This is a genomic window from Streptomyces sp. NBC_00075 (assembly GCF_045041225.1).
GTDB classification, from domain to species: Bacteria; Actinomycetota; Actinomycetes; order Streptomycetales; family Streptomycetaceae; genus Streptomyces; species Streptomyces adonidis.
Genome location: NZ_CP108243.1, coordinates 4,098,687 through 4,116,174, shown reverse-complemented (window position 1 = coordinate 4,116,174; position 17,488 = coordinate 4,098,687). Strand labels below are relative to the sequence as shown.

The 17,488-nt window shown below is 69.6% G+C and carries 15 protein-coding genes and 1 pseudogene; 10 read left to right on the top strand and 6 right to left on the bottom strand.

Features of this window, described 5'->3' with window-relative positions:
* Positions 1–35 precede the first annotated feature (35 nt).
* Entirely contained in the window at positions 36–1,310 is a 1,275-nt protein-coding gene (locus OG787_RS17525; RefSeq protein WP_405535694.1) for an RNA polymerase sigma factor, read from the top strand.
* A gap of 43 nt (positions 1,311–1,353) precedes the next feature.
* On the opposite strand, the gene OG787_RS17520 is transcribed toward OG787_RS17525, so the two are convergent.
* Positions 1,354–2,568: a THUMP-like domain-containing protein gene (locus OG787_RS17520; protein WP_405535693.1), complete on the bottom strand. Its 1,215-nt coding sequence runs from the start codon at positions 2,566–2,568 to the stop codon at positions 1,354–1,356.
* Between the two features lie 768 nt (positions 2,569–3,336).
* Here OG787_RS17520 and OG787_RS17515 point away from each other — a divergent pair.
* From OG787_RS17515 to groL, 4 genes and pseudogenes are all read left to right on the top strand, one after another.
* Positions 3,337–3,540: pseudogene (locus OG787_RS17515) on the top strand (polysaccharide deacetylase family protein); the annotation flags it as partial.
* Complete coding sequence (locus OG787_RS17510; RefSeq protein WP_369030616.1) at positions 3,537–4,295, top strand: polysaccharide deacetylase family protein; 759 nt, start codon at positions 3,537–3,539, stop codon at positions 4,293–4,295. The pseudogene OG787_RS17515 and the gene OG787_RS17510, both read left to right, overlap by 4 nt.
* A 351-nt stretch (positions 4,296–4,646) precedes the next feature.
* Positions 4,647–4,955 (top strand): co-chaperone GroES, encoded by a 309-nt coding sequence (groES, locus tag OG787_RS17505; protein ID WP_017239619.1) that lies wholly within the window; start codon positions 4,647–4,649, stop codon positions 4,953–4,955.
* A 147-nt stretch (positions 4,956–5,102) separates the two neighbouring features.
* Positions 5,103–6,725 carry a chaperonin GroEL gene (groL, locus tag OG787_RS17500; RefSeq protein WP_235475442.1) on the top strand — a complete coding sequence of 541 codons (1,623 nt, stop codon included), beginning with the start codon at positions 5,103–5,105 and terminating at the stop codon, positions 6,723–6,725.
* A 100-nt stretch (positions 6,726–6,825) separates the two neighbouring features.
* Here groL and OG787_RS17495 read toward each other — a convergent pair whose 3' ends face one another.
* From OG787_RS17495 to OG787_RS17485, 3 genes are all read right to left on the bottom strand, one after another.
* Positions 6,826–7,533, bottom strand: coding sequence for an ester cyclase (locus OG787_RS17495; protein WP_369030618.1), 708 nt, complete (start codon positions 7,531–7,533; stop codon positions 6,826–6,828).
* A 106-nt stretch (positions 7,534–7,639) separates the two neighbouring features.
* The gene (locus tag OG787_RS17490; RefSeq protein ID WP_369030619.1) at positions 7,640–8,413 is read right to left on the bottom strand and encodes an SDR family NAD(P)-dependent oxidoreductase; all 774 of its coding nucleotides are present in this window, start codon (positions 8,411–8,413) and stop codon (positions 7,640–7,642) included.
* A 131-nt stretch (positions 8,414–8,544) separates the two neighbouring features.
* On the bottom strand, positions 8,545–9,207 hold the full coding sequence (locus OG787_RS17485) for an MOSC domain-containing protein (RefSeq protein WP_369030696.1): 663 nt from the start codon (positions 9,205–9,207) through the stop codon (positions 8,545–8,547).
* 116 nt (positions 9,208–9,323) lie between these two features.
* Here OG787_RS17485 and OG787_RS17480 point away from each other — a divergent pair, with 116 nt between their 5' ends.
* The gene (locus tag OG787_RS17480; protein WP_369030620.1) at positions 9,324–10,223 is read left to right on the top strand and encodes a LysR family transcriptional regulator; all 900 of its coding nucleotides are present in this window, start codon (positions 9,324–9,326) and stop codon (positions 10,221–10,223) included.
* A gap of 79 nt (positions 10,224–10,302) precedes the next feature.
* On the opposite strand, the gene OG787_RS17475 is transcribed toward OG787_RS17480, so the two are convergent.
* On the bottom strand, positions 10,303–10,632 hold the full coding sequence (locus OG787_RS17475; RefSeq protein WP_105972818.1) for a WhiB family transcriptional regulator: 330 nt from the start codon (positions 10,630–10,632) through the stop codon (positions 10,303–10,305).
* 403 nt (positions 10,633–11,035) lie between these two features.
* Here OG787_RS17475 and OG787_RS17470 point away from each other — a divergent pair, with 403 nt between their 5' ends.
* The 4 genes from OG787_RS17470 (at position 11,036) to OG787_RS17455 (ending at position 15,399) form a co-directional block, all read left to right on the top strand.
* Complete coding sequence (locus OG787_RS17470; protein WP_003948568.1) at positions 11,036–11,647, top strand: response regulator transcription factor; 612 nt, start codon at positions 11,036–11,038, stop codon at positions 11,645–11,647.
* Positions 11,648–11,903: 256 nt separating this feature from the next.
* The gene (locus OG787_RS17465) at positions 11,904–12,491 is read left to right on the top strand and encodes a sigma-70 family RNA polymerase sigma factor (protein WP_235475437.1); all 588 of its coding nucleotides are present in this window, start codon (positions 11,904–11,906) and stop codon (positions 12,489–12,491) included.
* Between the two features lie 164 nt (positions 12,492–12,655).
* On the top strand, positions 12,656–14,158 hold the full coding sequence (gene guaB / locus OG787_RS17460) for an IMP dehydrogenase (protein ID WP_369030622.1): 1,503 nt from the start codon (positions 12,656–12,658) through the stop codon (positions 14,156–14,158).
* A gap of 116 nt (positions 14,159–14,274) precedes the next feature.
* Positions 14,275–15,399, top strand: a complete 1,125-nt coding sequence (locus OG787_RS17455) for a GuaB3 family IMP dehydrogenase-related protein (RefSeq protein ID WP_369030623.1) — start codon at positions 14,275–14,277, stop codon at positions 15,397–15,399.
* A gap of 713 nt (positions 15,400–16,112) precedes the next feature.
* On the opposite strand, the gene OG787_RS17450 is transcribed toward OG787_RS17455, so the two are convergent.
* The gene (locus OG787_RS17450) at positions 16,113–17,321 is read right to left on the bottom strand and encodes a nucleotide sugar dehydrogenase (RefSeq protein WP_405535692.1); all 1,209 of its coding nucleotides are present in this window, start codon (positions 17,319–17,321) and stop codon (positions 16,113–16,115) included.
* Positions 17,322–17,488 lie beyond the last annotated feature (167 nt).

Here is a 17,488-nt window from a genome sequence, read left to right as displayed (position 1 = left end):
GGCCCCGAGCCCGCACGGGTGTCTGATGGTGGGCTGTGACACCACAGCCCACCGAGGACCCACGCAGAACCATCGAGACGGTCTTCCGCCTGGAATCCCCCCGCATCATCGCGGCCGTCACCCGCACCGTCCGGGACATAGGCATCGCCGAGGAACTGGCCCAGGACGCCCTGGTGGCCGCCCTCGAACAGTGGCCCCGCGACGGCGTCCCCGACAACCCGGCCGCCTGGCTCATGACCACGGCCAGACACCGAGCGGTGGACCTGATCCGCCGCCGCGAGACGTACGCGCGCAAGCTGCGGGAGATCGGCCGCGACCTGGAGACGACGGTCTCACCCCCCGAACCCCCCAGCCCCGAAGACATCGACGACGATCTCCTCCGCCTGGTCTTCACGGCCTGCCACCCGGTGCTGTCCGCCGAGGCCCGCATCGCCCTCACCCTCCGCCTCCTCGGCGGCCTGACCACCCCGGAGATCGCCCGAGCCTTCCTGGTCCCGGAACCGACGGTCGCCCAGCGCATCGTCCGCGCCAAACGAACCCTCGCGACGAAGAACGTCGCCTTCGAGGTCCCGTACGGCCCCCAGCGCGAGGCCCGTCTCGGTTCGGTCCTGGAGGTCATCTACCTGATCTTCAACGAGGGTTACGCCGCCACAGCAGGCGACGACTGGCTGCGCCCCGCCCTCTGCGAGGACGCCCTGCGGCTGGCCCGCGTGCTGTCGGGCCTGATGCCCAAGGAACCCGAAGTGCACGCGCTGACAGCCCTGTTGGAGCTACAGGCGTCCCGCTCGGCGGCCCGCACGGGCCCGACCGGCGAACCGGTGCTCCTCAAGGACCAGAACCGCTCCCGCTGGAACCGCATGCTGATCGCCCGAGGCTTCACGGCCCTGGCCCGAGCGGAAGCGGCCGGCGCCACGACATCGACATCAGGCCCAGGCCCGTACACCCTCCAGGCCACCATCGCCGCCTGCCACGCCCACGCCCCCTCCTACGACACCACGGACTGGCCCCGCATCGCCGCCCTGTACACGGCCCTGGCCGCCCGATCCCCGTCCCCGGTAGTCGAGTTGAACCGAGCGGTGGCCGTATCGATGTCCGAGGGCCCGGCCCAGGCCCTCCAGATCATCGAACCCCTGACAACCGACCCGGCCCTCCGCGACTACCACTTGCTCCCGAGCGTCAGAGGAGACCTACTCCAACGCCTGGGCCGAAAGGAAGAGGCAAGAGCAGAATTCCTAAGAGCAGCAGCCCTGACCCAGAACGAAAGAGAACGGAACTTGCTACGTACAAGGGCAAGGGAATGCGCCCCTTAGGGGCGCGGGGAACTGCGCGACAAGCCCCCACCGGCCCGCGGATTCAAGACGACCCATCCCGCGGAGCGCACCGCACCGGCTGCCCAATCAACATCGCCGGCGCCCCCGCCACCCGGGTAAGAAAAACCGTCGCAGAATGAGGCCCAGAAAGCTTCATCTTCTTCCGCAACTCCTCCGGCTCAACAGCCGACCCCCGCTTCTTCACCGTCAACACCCCGACCCCTCGCTCCCGCAGCACCGCCTTCAACTTCTTCACCCCGAACGGCAGTTGATCGGTGATCTCATAAGCAGAGGCAAAAGAAGTACCCCGCAACTCATCCCCCGTCACATAGGCGATCGTCTCGTCGACAAGCCCCCCACCCACCTCCTCGGCCACCTCCGCCACCAGATGAGCCCGAATGACGGCCCCGTCAGGTTCGTACAAGTACCGCCCCACAGAACGCACTTCAGGATCAGGCAACCCCCGCCCCACCAGAACCCGCGGCCCCGGCAGCAGAGTTGCCCGCACAGACCCACCCCCAGGCGCCGCCCCGAACCACAGCACCGCCTCCTTCACATCCCCGCCGTCCGAGATCCACTCGGCCCCCGCCTCACCGGGAATCGCCTCGTGCGGCACACCAGGAGCGATCTTCAGCGCGGCCAGCGGAGCCTTCCGGGCCGCCCCGACGGCCCACGACAGCGGCGGCGAGTACGCCGCGGGATCAAAGATCCGTCCCCGCCCACCACGCCGCCCCGGATCGACGAACAAGGCGTCGTAGGCGGACGTGTCGACATCCGCGACATCCGCCTCCCGCACCTCCACCAACTCCCTGATCCCCAGTGCCTCGGCGTTCGCGCGCGCGACGGCGACGGTGAGCGGATCCCGGTCCACGGCGAGTACACGGATGCCCGCCCGGGCGAGCGCGATCGCATCGCCCCCGATCCCGCAGCACAGGTCGGCGACGGAGGTCACGCCCAACTCCCTGAACCGTCCCGCCCGGTACGCGGCCACGCTCGCCCGAGTCGACTGCTCGACCCCGTTGGGCGTGAAGAACATCCGCCCGGCGTCCTCCGCCCCGAACTTCGCCACCGCCCGCTGCCGCAGCCGCTCCTGCCCGAGCGCCGCCGAGACCAGTTCGGCGGGATGCGCGCGGCGCAGCCGGGTGGCGACGGCCAGTTCACGGGCCGGCTCGGTACCGCGCACCTCGTCGAGGAGGGCACGGCCCGCCGGGGTGAGCAGGGCGGCGAAGGCGGAGAGGGGAGTGGCTAGGTCGTTCACCGCCTCATTGTGGGCCAGCCGATGGACGGCGCGCTTCCGGCGGCGGTGTCGGCCGTACTCCATGGCCACGCCCTGGGATGATCCGGCACCATGCGAACAGTAGGACAAACATACAAAAACAGGTCACTGGCCCGTGCCGGAATTCTCGCGCTCGCCGCAGCCACCCTCGCCTCCGCCTGCGCGGAAGGCGCCGCCCCGCCGAAGAACGCCCGCCCCGCCCCCGGCCAGGAACTCCGCCTCCACGCACCCCCGGCCCGCGCCCTGGACGCATACGCCCGAAAACTCGGCCGGGCACAAGCGGCCCGCACGGCCACGGTCAAGCGCTGGGGCCTGACCGCACCCCCGCCTCCCGCCCTACGGCAACTACGGCGAGGACAGCTTGCGCGCCACGTCGTGCGGCGTGAAGCACGTACCGTTCCTGTGGACCGAGCAGGGGTGAGCCTGTTCAGCCGCGCGCCCCGAACGGTCTTGGGCGGACTGGTCCCCGGCGTACTCGACCCCGGGGCGGCGACACGCATCTTGTGCGTGGTCCGGGCCCGGGAGGCCGGTTCCCTCACGACCTGGCCAAGTGGGTACGGCCAAAGGCGACGGGGAGGCCCTGAACCATCCTCTGGTGGAGCAGGGGCCCCGCACGCTGGCACCGCACCTCGTGTCCCAGATCGCACAGCCACGCTAACCCGGACGGCCCAAGACACCGCAAGCCTGGAAGTCGACGATCACACGATCGAGCTAAAAGGACCTTGTTCGCGCTCCTCCGCAAGGAAGATGCCACCCCTCTGGAACGAGGAGGTCTTCGCCGACCACTGGGACTACCGCGAGTGGGACCGGGACATCCACCCCGGCGACATCGTCCTCAGCCACTTCCGGGGCAAGGGCGACTGGAAGGGCACGATGCCCGACATGGTCCGCCGCTTCATGAAGCTCGTCACCGCCAAGGGGTACGCGGTGGCCCGCCTGGAGGACTACCTGTGACCGCGCGCCCCCTGGCAGCCGCCGCACTCGCCGCCGCACTCCTGGCAACGACGGCCACCGCGTGCGCCCGGCCCGTGGCCCCCGTCGAACGCCCGGCCGAGAAGGCGGTACGCGCCGACTCCGCGCCCGACGACCCCCAGGCGTACCGCCGCTGGGGCCTGCCGGCCCCGTTGCCCCCACCCCCGCCCGCGCACCCGAGGGCCCGCCTCCGCACGGCGGGTCCGGGCCTCCCCCCGGTCGTCGACCACATCCCGACCCACGACAAGGTCGTCTTCCTCACCTACGACGACGGCGCCGAACGCGACCCCCGGTTCGTCGACCTGGTCCGCGAACTGCGCCTCCCGGTCAGCATGTTCCTCACGGACAGCGTCGTGGGCCCGGGCTACGCCCACTTCGCCCGCCTGCGCGAGGTCGGCGCCAACGTCCAGAACCACACCCTGGACCACCAGTCCCTGCGGGGCCTGCCGTACGCCGGCCAGCGCGCCCAGATCTGCGGCCAGCAGGACAAACTCCGCGAACGCTTCGGCATCCGCCCCCGCCTCTTCCGCCCGCCCTACGGCACGTACGACACGACCACACTGAGAGCGGCCGCGGACTGCGGCGTATCAGCGGTGCTCCTCTGGACCAAGGGGGCACCCCTCCGCCCGGGCGCCATCGTCCTGGTGGGCCCACCCCAGGTCGAACGAACGGTGAGGCTGCTCCGCGAGGTGCAGGGGAGGGGACTGAGCGTGGCGCGCCTGGAGGACTATCTCTGACCTGCGGTTTTCGGCAAGGAAGGGCGGGCGTCTTCAGCGCCGGGGCGGGCATCCCCAGCCCGTCCGGCGTTTGAGGACGGGCGCGTCAAGCGCGACAACGGGGGTTTGGGGGGCAGAGCCCCCAGGGCCGGTCACCTGGACCCACGATCACCAGAAACCCCCGCCGAACCGCCGACGGAATTAGCAGTCCGCTTGACCGAGTGCTAATCGCAGTCATAGTCTCAGGTCTGGCACTCCCCCCTGGAGAGTGCCAACAGCGACGGGCAGGTCCGGCACCCGCGACGACGGATCCACCTGGTCGCCACCTCAGACAGTTAACCCCGTGAGATCTCCGAAGGGGGAGGTCGGATCGTGACGACCACCAGCTCCAAGGTTGCCATCAAGCCGCTCGAGGACCGCATTGTGGTCCAGCCGCTCGACGCCGAGCAGACCACGGCCTCTGGCCTGGTCATCCCGGACACCGCCAAGGAGAAGCCCCAGGAGGGCGTCGTCCTGGCCGTGGGCCCGGGCCGCTTCGAGAACGGCGAGCGCCTGCCGCTCGACGTCAAGACCGGCGACATCGTGCTGTACAGCAAGTACGGCGGCACCGAAGTGAAGTACAACGGCGAGGAGTACCTCGTCCTCTCCGCTCGCGACGTGCTCGCGATCGTAGAGAAGTAATTCACCCGGTTTTACCGGCACCACCGGTATTGCCTGCATCACCAGCATTGCAGTGTGAACTACGCCCCTGGCCCCCGCGACCTCAACAGCCGGGTGCCGGGGGCGCAGTTCGTTCTCCCAATTTTCCGAGAGGGCTGAACCGCTCCCATGGCGAAGATCCTGAAGTTCGACGAGGACGCCCGTCGCGCCCTTGAGCGCGGCGTCAACAAGCTTGCCGACACGGTCAAGGTGACGATCGGCCCCAAGGGCCGCAACGTCGTCATCGACAAGAAGTTCGGCGCTCCCACCATCACCAACGACGGTGTCACCATCGCGCGCGAGGTCGAGCTGGACGACCCGTACGAGAACCTCGGCGCCCAGCTGGTGAAGGAGGTGGCGACCAAGACCAACGACATCGCGGGTGACGGTACGACCACCGCCACCGTGCTGGCCCAGGCGCTCGTCCGCGAGGGCCTGAAGAACGTCGCCGCCGGCGCCTCCCCGGCCGCCCTGAAGAAGGGCATCGACGCGGCGGTCAAGGCTGTGTCCGAGGAACTCCTCGAGACCGCCCGCCCGATCGAGGAGAAGTCCGACATCGCCGCCGTGGCCGCGCTCTCCGCGCAGGACACGCAGGTCGGCGAGCTGATCGCCGAGGCGATGGACAAGGTCGGCAAGGACGGTGTCATCACCGTCGAGGAGTCCAACACCTTCGGTCTGGAGCTGGACTTCACCGAGGGCATGGCCTTCGACAAGGGCTACCTGTCCCCGTACATGGTGTCCGACCAGGAGCGTATGGAGGCCGTCCTCGACGACCCGTACATCCTGATCCACCAGGGCAAGATCTCCTCCATCCAGGACCTGCTGCCGCTGCTCGAGAAGGTCATCCAGACCAACTCCTCCAAGCCGCTGCTGATCATCGCCGAGGACGTCGAGGGCGAGGCCCTGTCGACCCTGGTCGTGAACAAGATCCGCGGCACCTTCAACGCGGTCGCGGTCAAGGCCCCCGGCTTCGGTGACCGTCGCAAGGCGATGCTCGGCGACATGGCCGCGCTCACCGGCGCCGAGGTCATCGCCGAGGAGGTCGGCCTCAAGCTCGACCAGGTCGGCATCGACGTACTGGGCACCGCCCGCCGCGTCACCATCTCGAAGGACGACACGGTCATCGTCGACGGCGGTGGCGACACCGGCGCCGTGGCCGGCCGGGTCAACCAGATCAAGGCCGAGATCGAGAACACGGACTCCGACTGGGACCGCGAGAAGCTCCAGGAGCGCCTCGCGAAGCTGGCCGGCGGCGTGTGCGTGATCAAGGTCGGCGCCGCCACCGAGGTGGAGCTGAAGGAGAAGAAGCACCGTCTCGAGGACGCCATCTCGGCGACCCGCGCCGCGGTCGAGGAGGGCATCGTCTCCGGCGGTGGCTCCGCGCTCGTCCACGCCGTGAAGATCCTCGAGGGCAACCTCGGCAAGACCGGCGACGAGGCGACGGGTGTCGCGGTCGTCCGCAAGGCCGCCGTCGAGCCGCTGCGCTGGATCGCCGAGAACGCCGGCCTGGAGGGTTACGTCATCACCTCCAAGGTCGCCGAGCTCGACAAGGGCCAGGGCTTCAACGCCGCCACCGGCGAGTACGGCGACCTGGTCAAGCAGGGCGTCATCGACCCGGTCAAGGTCACCCGCTCCGCCCTGGAGAACGCGGCCTCGATCGCCTCCCTCCTCCTCACGACCGAGACCCTGGTCGTCGAGAAGAAGGAAGAGGAAGAGCCGGCTGCGGGCCACGGCCACGGCCACTCGCACTAGTCGAGGCACCGGCCAGAACACCGGCAGACGAAGAAACCCCCCGTTCCTGGCTGGAACGGGGGGTTTCTCCCTTCGCGGGCGGTCCGATGCCCCGTACGTCCTACTGCTCCAAGCCCTCCAGCGCCCCCAGCTGCCCCATCAGCCCCAGCCGGTCGTACTGCCACCAGCCCTCGACGATCTTCCCGTCCGTGTCGAACCGGAAGACGGTCGTGCCGGTCATCGAGGCCTTCTTCCCGCTGTTGGGGATCCCCAGGAACTCGCCCCGCTGGGTCCCGTTCCATGTCCAGCGTGTGCAGACCCGGTCGCCCTGGGCGATCTGGTCCTCGACGGTGAACGCGAAGTCGAAGGACGCGCGCCACATCTGCATCTCGCGCCGCGCCGCGTCCAGCCCGAGGTTGTCCTGCTCGTTGGACGGATCGTGGTCGTGGTAGTGCTCCACGAACAGGTCGTTGAGCGGGGGCAGTTCACCCCGGGTGGCGATCACCTCGAAGAACCGCCGCGCGGTGTCCGCGCACAACTGCTCGTCCCGTACGACGTCCAGGTCGGTGAACGTCGGCATCTCGTCGCACAGGGCGACCATCTCGCGGAAGATCCGGTCGGTCTCGGGAAGGTTCGAGTTCCGCATCGCCTCCTCGTACGACGGGAACTCCACGATCTCGACGAAGTGCGACGAGTCCGAGAGATCCTTGCCGATCAGCGTGTGCGTCGCGGTCCGCTTCCCCTTGGTCTGCTCGACCCAGGTGTCCATCAGCCGGTTCATCTCGTCGAACCGACTGGTCTTGCAATCGATCAGCTGTACGAATGTCATGGCGCCGCCTCCGGCCCCCCTGGGTCCGGTACCTCTCTCCATACTCCCACCGGAACGACGGCGACACCTCTGCCGGAGACCGCGGAGGCCACCGGGACGACTGAGGCTACTGAGGCCCGTACTTCCGCCCCGTCTTGGACGAGATCCCGCCCAGCAGCGCACGGGGCGTCACCTTCACCACGCCCATCAGCGCCTTGTAACGCGGGTCCGGAATCGACAGCGACTTGCCCCGGGCCAGATCGGCGAGCGCCGCCGCGACCAGCTTGTCCGCGTCCAGCCACATCCAGTTCGGGATGTTGTCCGTCCCCATCCCGGCCCGCTCATGGAACTCCGTACGCACGAAACCGGGCGCCAGCGCCATCAGCCGCACCCCGCTCCCCGCCAGGTCCTTCGCCGCCCCCTGCGTGAACTGCACGACCCACGCCTTCGACGCCCCGTACGTACCGCGCGGCACGAAGGCGGCGACGGACGCGACATTGACGACACCCCCGCGCCCCCGCTCCCGCATCGCCTCGGCCGCCGCACCGGTCAGCCGCAGCACCGCCTCGCAGTGCACCTTGAGCATCCTCAGCTCGTCCGCCATCGGTACGTCGAGATAGCGTCCCTTGTTGCCGAAGCCGGCGTTGTTGACCAGCAGGTCGACGGGGTTCTTGCGGTCACCGAGACGCGTGGCCACCGCCTCGATGCCGGCGTCCGTCGCGAGGTCGGCGCTCAGCACCTCCGCCTCGATGCCGTGCCGGTCGTGCAGTTCGGTCGCCTGCTCGCCGAGCCGTTCGGCGTCGCGCGCCACCAGGACGAGGTTGTGGCCGTCGGCCGCCAGCCGCCGCGCGAACGCGGCACCGATTCCCGCGGTCGATCCCGTAATCAGAGCCGTTGTCATGGCGCAAGATTAGTGACCCGGACTGTTCCCGTCCCTTCCCGTCCGCCCCCTGCACGCTCCCTCCAGATCGTGAAGTCCCCGCCCGGACCTCCGACGTAATGCCTTGTCAGCAGCCGTGCCGCGTCCGCGCGTCAGCCGTGCTTCTTCACATATTCGTGAGCCCTCGCCGCCGCCTCCGAATGCAGGGCCGCACCGGCCGTGAGCAGCCGGGGCATCAGGGTCCGCTCGGTCGTCAGCGCCCGGAAGTACAGGGCGACCGTCACCTCGTGGTCCGGCCGATGCACGATCTCGATCCGGTCGCCCGCCCGTATCGCACCCGGCTCGATCACCCGCAGATAGGCGCCCGGCGCACCCCGCTCCGTGAACCGTTTCACCCACCGTTTCTCACCCAGATGGCCCTGGAAGGTCGCGCAGGGGATACGCCCGCTGGTGACTTCGAGGACCACCTCGGCCCCGATCCGCCAGCGCTCGCCGATCAGCGCGCCGGACACATCGAGGCCCCGAGTGGTGAGGTTCTCGCCGAACATCCCGTCGCGCAGCGGGCGGCCCAGCTCGCGCTCCCAGTCGTCCAGGTCCTCGCGCGCGACCGCGTACACCGCCTGTTCGTCGCCGCCGTGGTGCTCCTTCGAGCAGATGGTGTCCCCGGCCAGCCCGCTGCCGCCGATCCCCTTGAGCCCGGGCGCCGCCACCCGCACCGGCCCGTCCACCGGCCGCTTGTCGATACCCGTGCCCTGCGGATGGCTCGTGTAGGGCACGGCCTGCGCACGACCCACGTTCACCGACAACACCTTCATCACGGCACTCGCCCCCGTATCCGCCCCGACATCCATGACCCCACGCTAAGTCAGACTTGCCCAAAGCGTCGACGCATTATTCACCCTCATCCCCAAGAATCACTTATGATCGAAAAATGATCGAAGCCCGTCACCTCCGTGTCCTGCGCGCCGTGGCCACCACCGGCTCCTTCTCGGCGGCGGGCCGCGAACTGGGCTGCACCCAGCCCGCCGTGAGCCAGCAGATGAAGGCACTGGAAGCCTCGGTCGGCACCCCGCTGCTCGTCCGCAACGGCCGCGAGATGCGCCTGACCCAGGCGGGCGAGGCCCTGGTGCGGCACGCGGCCGGCATCCTCTCGGGCCTCACGGCGGCGGAGGAGGAGGTCGCCGCGATCGCAGGCCTGCGCGCCGGGCGGGTCCGGCTGGTCTCCTTCCCCAGCGGCAGCTCCACCCTCGTGCCGACGGCCCTCGCCGCCCTGCGTGCCGCCCACCCCGGCACCCGGGTCTCCCTGGAGGAGGCCGAACCCCCGCACTCCGTCGAACTGCTGCGCGAGGGCGACTGCGACGTGGCCCTCGCCTTCCGGTACGAGGGCGCGGCGGGCGCCGGTGAGTGGGACGACCTGGTGGTCCGCCCGCTCCTCACCGACCGGCTCGTCGGCCTCGTACCCGAAGGGCACCGGCTGTCCCGCGCGGAGTCGGTCGCCCTCGGCGAACTCGCCGCCGAACCGTGGATCGCAGGCTGCCCACGCTGCCGGGGCCAGCTGGTCGAGGCCTGCGAGAGCGCCGGCTTCACCCCGCGCATCGACTTCGCGACCGACGACTACCCCGCGGTGGTCGGCCTGGTGGGTGCGGGCCTCGGCGTGGCCGTCCTGCCCCAGCTCGCTATCGACTCCGTACGGCCACGAGGTGCGCGTGCGGTGACGCTGGAACCGGCGGTGCGGCGGGAGATCGTCGCGCTGACCCTGCCCGACCTGGCGAAGGTGCCGGCGGTGGCGGCGACGCTGGACGAGCTGGCGCGGGCGGCGACGCGGGCCTAGAGGCGCGCCCCGGTCACAGCACGGGCACGCGTGCGCGTACCCGTGTCGTAGGCACCGCGGGTACCGCAGAAACGTTCCTTCAGTTGTTCGAGCCGAGGTCCCCGCCGCCGGCCGACGCCGACACCAGCCGGTTGCGGGCGCGCCCCATCAGCTCTTCGCGTTCGTCCTCGGTCAATCCGCCCCACACGCCGTACGGCTCGCGCACCGCCAGCGCGTGCGCCGCGCACTGCGCGCGGACCGGGCATCTCATGCAGACCTCCTTGGCCGAGTTCTCACGAGCGCTCCGTGCCGCACCGCGCTCTCCCTCCGGGTGGAAGAAGAGCGAGCTGTCGACCCCGCGGCAGGCCGCGAGGAGCTGCCAGTCCCAGAGGTCCGCGTTCGGACCGGGAAGGCGGGAGAAATCTGCCATTACGTGTCCCCTTGTTGCCGTTCTGGGCTGAGGTTGTGCCTCTGACCGTACAACTACGATCTAAGGAGATGAAAATATGACTCATTGCGAATCTAGCCTCAGACACCAACAAATGGGAAGAAAACAGTCTGAATGGGGCATAGGTTGTGATGAAACGTTGAGGGTCTGTTGTGCATGTCTGCACCGTGTCCACGCCCTCACGTAGAGTGCCGAAGACGACACACAGCCCCGTAACTCTTTCGAGTGACCATCGTTGAGAGTGCGGAGGCGGTTGGAGGAACAAGCGCTCGGACGGGCGGCAGTACCCACTGCCGGGAAAATCGGTCGAGCGTCAACCGCACAGGTGACGATTAGTACCAGCCTGGAGGCTCAAGGTGACGCGCATCAGCTGCGGAGGGCGGCCATGACATCCGTCCTCGTCTGCGACGACTCCCCGCTTGCCCGAGAGGCGCTCCGCCGCGCGGTCGCGACCGTGCCCGGTGTCGAGCGCGTGACCACGGCGGCCAACGGCGAGGAAGTCCTCCGCCGCTGGGGTGCCGACCGTTCGGACCTGATTCTGATGGACGTACGCATGCCCGGTCTGGGCGGCGTCGAGACGGTCCGGCGGCTGCTGTCCGCGGACCCCGGAGCACGCATCATCATGCTCACCGTCGCCGAGGACCTGGACGGCGTGGCGCTCGCCGTCGCCGCCGGTGCCCGCGGCTATCTGCACAAGGACGCCTCGCGCGCCGAACTGCGGGCCACGGTGACGCAGGCGCTGGCCGACCCGACCTGGCGGCTCGCGCCGCGCCGGCTGCGCTCGGCCGAGATGGGCGCCGCGCCCACGCTCACCGCGCGCGAGATCCAGGTCCTGGAAGGCATGAGCCACGGGCGGTCCAACGCGGAGATCGGACGCGAGCTGTTCCTCTCCGAGGACACGGTGAAGACGCACGCCAGGCGCCTTTTCAAGAAGCTCGGCGCCTCGGACCGCGCGCACGCGGTGGCGCTCGGTTTCCGGTGGGGTCTGGTCCGATAAGTGGGCCTCAGCGGGGGTGAAGAAGTCCCCGCCTACCGCAAGGTGGGCGGGGGTGGCAAAACAGCCCGCCGGATGTCCGCTGCTCGTTTCGCCGCGGATGCCGCATCCTTGAGGTGTGGAGTTCCTCGGGGACGATTCGGTCGAGCGGAAGGGGAGGGCGCAGGAGATGAGTTCCGGCGCACCTGCTCATAACGCTTCGGTGCACAACAACGGACGCGGTGCCACGGAGAGAGCGGCGCCAAGGCACCATGGTCCGATGCGCGACGACGAGGCGGCTTATGCCCATGGGGTGATTGGTGGTCTCGTCCACCGCGCCGTCGACGGGGACGAGCAGGCGACGCACGACCTGCTCGCCCATGTCCACCCCCTCGCCCTGCGCTACTGCCGCACCCGGCTGTCCCGACTGCCGGGCGACGCGCGGCACTTCGTGGAGGACCTGGCGCAGGAGGTCTGCGTCGCCGTCCTCCTCGCTCTTCCGCGCTATCGCGACACCGGACGCCCGTTCGAAGCGTTCGTCTTCGCGATCGCCGCGCACAAGGTCGCCGACCTCCAGCGCGCCGCGATGCGCCACCCCGGTTCGACGGCCGTCCCCTCGGACGAGATGCCGGAACGCCCCGACGACTCCCTCGGCCCCGAGGAGCGCGCGTTGCTGAGCAGCGACGCCGAATGGGCCAAGAAACTCCTGGCCAACCTCCCCGAGAACCAGCGCGAACTGCTCCTGCTGCGCATCGCGGTGGGCCTCACGGCCGAGGAGACGGGCCAGATGTTGGGAATGTCACCCGGAGCGGTGCGTGTCGCGCAGCATCGCGCGCTGAGCCGCTTGCGGGCACTGGCGGAACAGTAGTCCTGGGGGCGGAACAGTGGTCCTGGCCGCGGTCTGAACGGCCGGGGTGCCGATTCCGTACGAACATACGAAGCCTGAGAGTGCCTCGCACCGTGGAATTCGGGACCCGTGCTTCCCGTTAGCATGGACATCCGCACCGATCAAGGCCATTTGGGGAAGGTGTCATGACTGCCAACGTCGACGGAGTGCCCGCCAAATTCGCGACCCTCGGGCTCACCTACGACGACGTGCTGCTGCTGCCGGGCGCATCCGAGGTGCTGCCCAACGCGGTCGACACCTCGTCCCGCATCTCCCGCAACGTCCGGGTCAACATCCCGCTGCTCTCCGCGGCGATGGACAAGGTGACCGAGTCGCGCATGGCGATCGCCATGGCCCGGCAGGGCGGTGTCGGCGTGCTGCACCGCAACCTCTCCATCGAGGACCAGGTCAACCAGGTCGACCTCGTGAAGCGCTCCGAGTCCGGCATGGTCACCGACCCGATCACGGTGAACCCGGACGCCACGCTGGCCGAGGCCGACGCGCTCTGTGCCAAGTTCCGCATCAGCGGCGTCCCGGTGACGGACGGCAACGGCAAGCTGCTCGGCATCGTCACCAACCGCGACATGGCCTTCGAGACCGACCGCTCGCGTCAGGTCCGTGAGGTCATGACGCCGATGCCGCTGGTCACCGGCAAGGTCGGCATCTCCGGCAGCGACGCCATGGAGCTGCTGCGCCGCCACAAGATCGAGAAGCTTCCCTTGGTCGACGACTCCGGTCTCCTCAAGGGCCTGATCACGGTCAAGGACTTCGTCAAGGCCGAGAAGTACCCGGGTGCCGCCAAGGACTCCGAGGGCCGGCTGCTGGTCGGCGCGGCCGTCGGTGCCAGCCCCGAGGCGCTGGAGCGCGCCCAGGCGCTCGCCGCGGCGGGCGTGGACTTCCTGGTCGTCGACACCTCGCACGGGCACAACAGCAACGCCCTGAGCTGGATGTCGAAGATCAAGTCGAACGTCCACGTCGACGTGATCGGCGGCAACGTCGCCACGCGCGACGGCGCCCAGGCCCTGATCGACGCGGGCGTCGACGGCATCAAGGTGGGCGTCGGCCCCGGCTCCATCTGTACGACCCGCGTGGTCGCCGGCATCGGCGTACCGCAGGTCACGGCCATCTACGAGGCGGCCCTCGCCGCCCGCGCGGCCGGCATCCCGGTCATCGGCGACGGTGGCCTCCAGTACTCCGGCGACATCGGCAAGGCACTCGCCGCCGGCGCCGACTCCGTGATGCTCGGCAGCCTCCTGGCGGGCTGCGAGGAGTCCCCGGGCGAGCTGCTCTTCATCAACGGCAAGCAGTTCAAGTCGTACCGCGGCATGGGCTCGCTGGGCGCCATGCAGTCGCGCGGCCAGGCGAAGTCGTACTCCAAGGACCGCTACTTCCAGGCCGACGTCGGCTCCGACGACAAGCTCGTCCCCGAGGGCATCGAGGGCCAGGTGCCCTACCGCGGTCCGCTGGCCGCCGTGCTGCACCAGCTCGTCGGCGGTCTGCGCCAGACGATGGGCTACGTCGGCGCGGCCACCGTCTCCGAGATGGAGACCAAGGGCCGCTTCGTCCGCATCACGTCGGCGGGTCTCAAGGAGAGCCACCCGCACGACATCCAGATGACGGTCGAGGCGCCCAACTACAGCCGCAAGTAGGCGCGAGCGGTAACCAGGCGGGCGAGGGGCGGTCCCGGAGGTACTCCGGGACCGCCTCCGTCGTGCCCGTCGGGGATACTGGGAGGCGCAGAACCGAAGAGGGAAAGGCCACACACGTGACTGAGATCGAGATCGGGCGCGGCAAGCGCGGCCGTAGGGCGTACGCCTTCGACGACATCGCCGTCGTCCCGAGCCGTCGTACGCGCGACCCGAAGGAGGTCTCGATCGCCTGGCAGATCGACGCCTACCGCTTCGAGCTGCCTTTCCTGGCGGCCCCCATGGACTCGGTCGTCTCCCCGGCCACCGCGATCCGCATCGGCGAGCTGGGCGGCCTCGGCGTCCTGAACCTGGAAGGCCTCTGGACGCGGTACGAGGACCCGCAGCCGCTGCTCGACGAGATCGCCGAGCTGGACGTGGACACCGCGACACGCCGCCTCCAGGAGATCTACGCGGCCCCCATCAAGGAGGAGCTGATCGGCGCGCGCATCAAGGAGGTGCGCGACTCGGGCGTGGTCACCGCCGCCGCGCTCTCCCCGCAGCGCACGGCCCAGTTCTCCAAGGCCGTCGTCGACGCGGGCGTGGACATCTTCGTCATCCGCGGTACGACGGTCTCCGCGGAGCACGTCTCCGGCGCCGCCGAGCCGCTGAACCTGAAGCAGTTCATCTACGAGCTGGACGTCCCGGTGATCGTCGGCGGCTGCGCCACCTACACCGCCGCCCTGCACCTGATGCGCACCGGCGCGGCCGGTGTCCTGGTCGGCTTCGGCGGCGGCGCCGCGCACACCACGCGCAACGTCCTCGGCATCCGTGTCCCGATGGCCACCGCGGTCGCCGACGTGGCCGCCGCCCGCCGCGACTACATGGACGAGTCCGGTGGCCGGTACGTGCACGTGATCGCCGACGGCGGCGTCGGCTGGTCCGGCGACCTCCCCAAGGCGATCGCCTGCGGCGCCGACGCGGTCATGATGGGCTCCCCGCTGGCCCGCGCCACGGACGCGCCTGGCAAGGGCCACCACTGGGGCATGGAGGCGGTGAACGAGGAGCTGCCGCGTGGCAAGAAGGTCGACCTCGGCACGGTCGGCACGATCGAGGAGGTCCTCGCGGGCCCGTCGCACATCCCGGACGGCTCGATGAACTTCTTCGGTGCGCTGCGGCGGGCTATGGCGACGACCGGGTACAGCGATCTGAAGGAGTTCCAGCGGGTGGAGGTCGCGGTGGCGGACTCGGTGCATCAGCGGTAGTTCGTAGGACGCGATTCCGGACCCGAAAAGGGGGCTGGTCACCTTGGCGGTGACCGGCCCCCTTTTGGCTGTCCGGAGTGGGGGCGCGTGGTGCGGGGTGTGGGCGCGCGGTTGCGTTCGGGGTGGATACGGGCTGGTCAGGGGCGGCGCGGGAGCTAGCGTGTGTGTCGGCGCCCCAGTTCTCTGGAGCGCCCCCTTCCAAGGACATGGTTCCGGACCCCCGCCCGTCGGGGCCCGGCCCGAGTTCCAGCAAAACCGCCTACCGGGTCTATGGGCGGCGTCGCGGAAGGGGGCGCCCATGGGTCGCCACCGCAAGCCCACCCGCTGGGATCGGATTCGTCTTCGGGCGGTCAAGTTCCGGAGGAAGTGTCTCTTGTGGACATACGGAAAGTGAGCGGCCACCCCCACGAGACCTAGGGGTGGACACTCCGTTCACTTTTCAGGAGCCTGCCGCAGTTCCCGCTGCGGTGGGCTCCACCTTTTTGTACGGTACCGGATTCGCCGTCGGGCGGCCGGGTGCCGCAGAGGGGTGCCTCTTGTGGACATACGGAAAGTGAGCGGCCACCCCCACGAGAACTAGGGGTGGACACTCCGTTCACTTTCAGGAGTACGCCGCAGTGACCCCTGCGGCGGCCTCCACTTCGTACGCTACCGACGCAAGCATCCCCCGCGCCACCAGCCCCGGAGGCGCAGCCAGCCGCACGCGCCCCCCTTCACAACCGATGCGCCGCCCCCGTAGGCGTAGCCCCCCGCGTGTCCAGCAGCAGCTGCGCCTTCACCGACAACCCCTGGAGGTCGTACGTCCGGTGCTGCTGGAGGAGGATCGTCAGGTCGGCGTCGGCCGCCGCCTCGTAGAAGGAGTCCGCGCGCGGGAGGGGGCGGTTCAGGACGCTCCAGGACGGGACGTGGGGGTCGTGGTAGCTGACGGAGGCGCCCAGTTCCATCAGGCGGATCGCGATCTCCTGGGCGGGGGAGCCCTGTTGGTCGGCGAGGTCGGGCTTGTAGGTGACTCCCAGGAGGAGTACGCGGGCGCCTCGGGCCGACTTGCCGTGCTCGTTGAGGAGCGTTGCCGCGCGCTGGATGACGTACTGGGGCATGTGGTTGTTGACCTGCTGGGCGAGTTCCACCATGCGCAGGGTGTGGCCGGTGTGGCCCCGGAGGTCCTGGGGGACCGCGTGGCCGCCCACGCCCGGGCCGGGGCGGAAGGCCTGGAAGCCGAACGGCTTGGTCTCCGCGCAACGGATGACGTCCCAGAGGTCGACGCCCAGGTCGTTGCAGAGGACGGCCATCTCGTTGACGAGGGCGATGTTGACGTGGCGGAAGTTGGTCTCCAGGAGTTGGACCGTTTCCGCTTCCCGGGGTCCACGCGCGCGTACCACCTTGTCGGTGAGCCGGTTGTAGAAGGCGGCGGCCGACTCGGTGCAGGCGGGGGTGAGGCCGCCGATGACCTTGGGGGTGTTGGCGGGCGTGAAGTCGCGGTTGCCGGGGTCGACGCGGCTGGGAGAGTAGGCGAGGTGGAAGTCGCGGCCCGCCCGTAGGCCGGAGCCCTCTTCCAGGAGGGGGCGCAGGAACTCCTCCGTCGTGCCGGGCTGTACCGGTGACTCCAGGATCACCGTGGTGTGCGGACGCAGGCGGGCCGCCAGGGTGCGGGCGGCTGCCTCGACCTGGCTGAGGTCCAGGGTGCCGTCGGCGCCGCGCGGGGTGGGGGCGCAGATGACCGCGGTGCGTACGCGGCCGAGTTCGGCGGGGCCGGCCGCTGTCCGGAAGCCTCTGGAGAGCATCCGGCGCAGTTCGGCGGCGGTGAGGGAACCCGCCTCGGGGCCGGTCTTGTACCCCAGGGTGGGGATGCCGGCGGCGACGGCGGCCTGGGCCAGCGGCAGGCCGAGATGTCCGAGTCCGATGACGGCGAGGTCTGCGGGCATGCGTGGGCCGTCCTTCCCAGTAGCCGAAGCGGGACAGGTGCGCAAGCCCTGTGGACTGGACGGGCGAGCGCAATGTCAGACTAGGAGTAAATATGACCGATATGTGGGATTGGGTGGGCGAGTTTCCGCAGGTGTTTCCGTGGAGGTTGTCCACAGGCTGAGGGCGG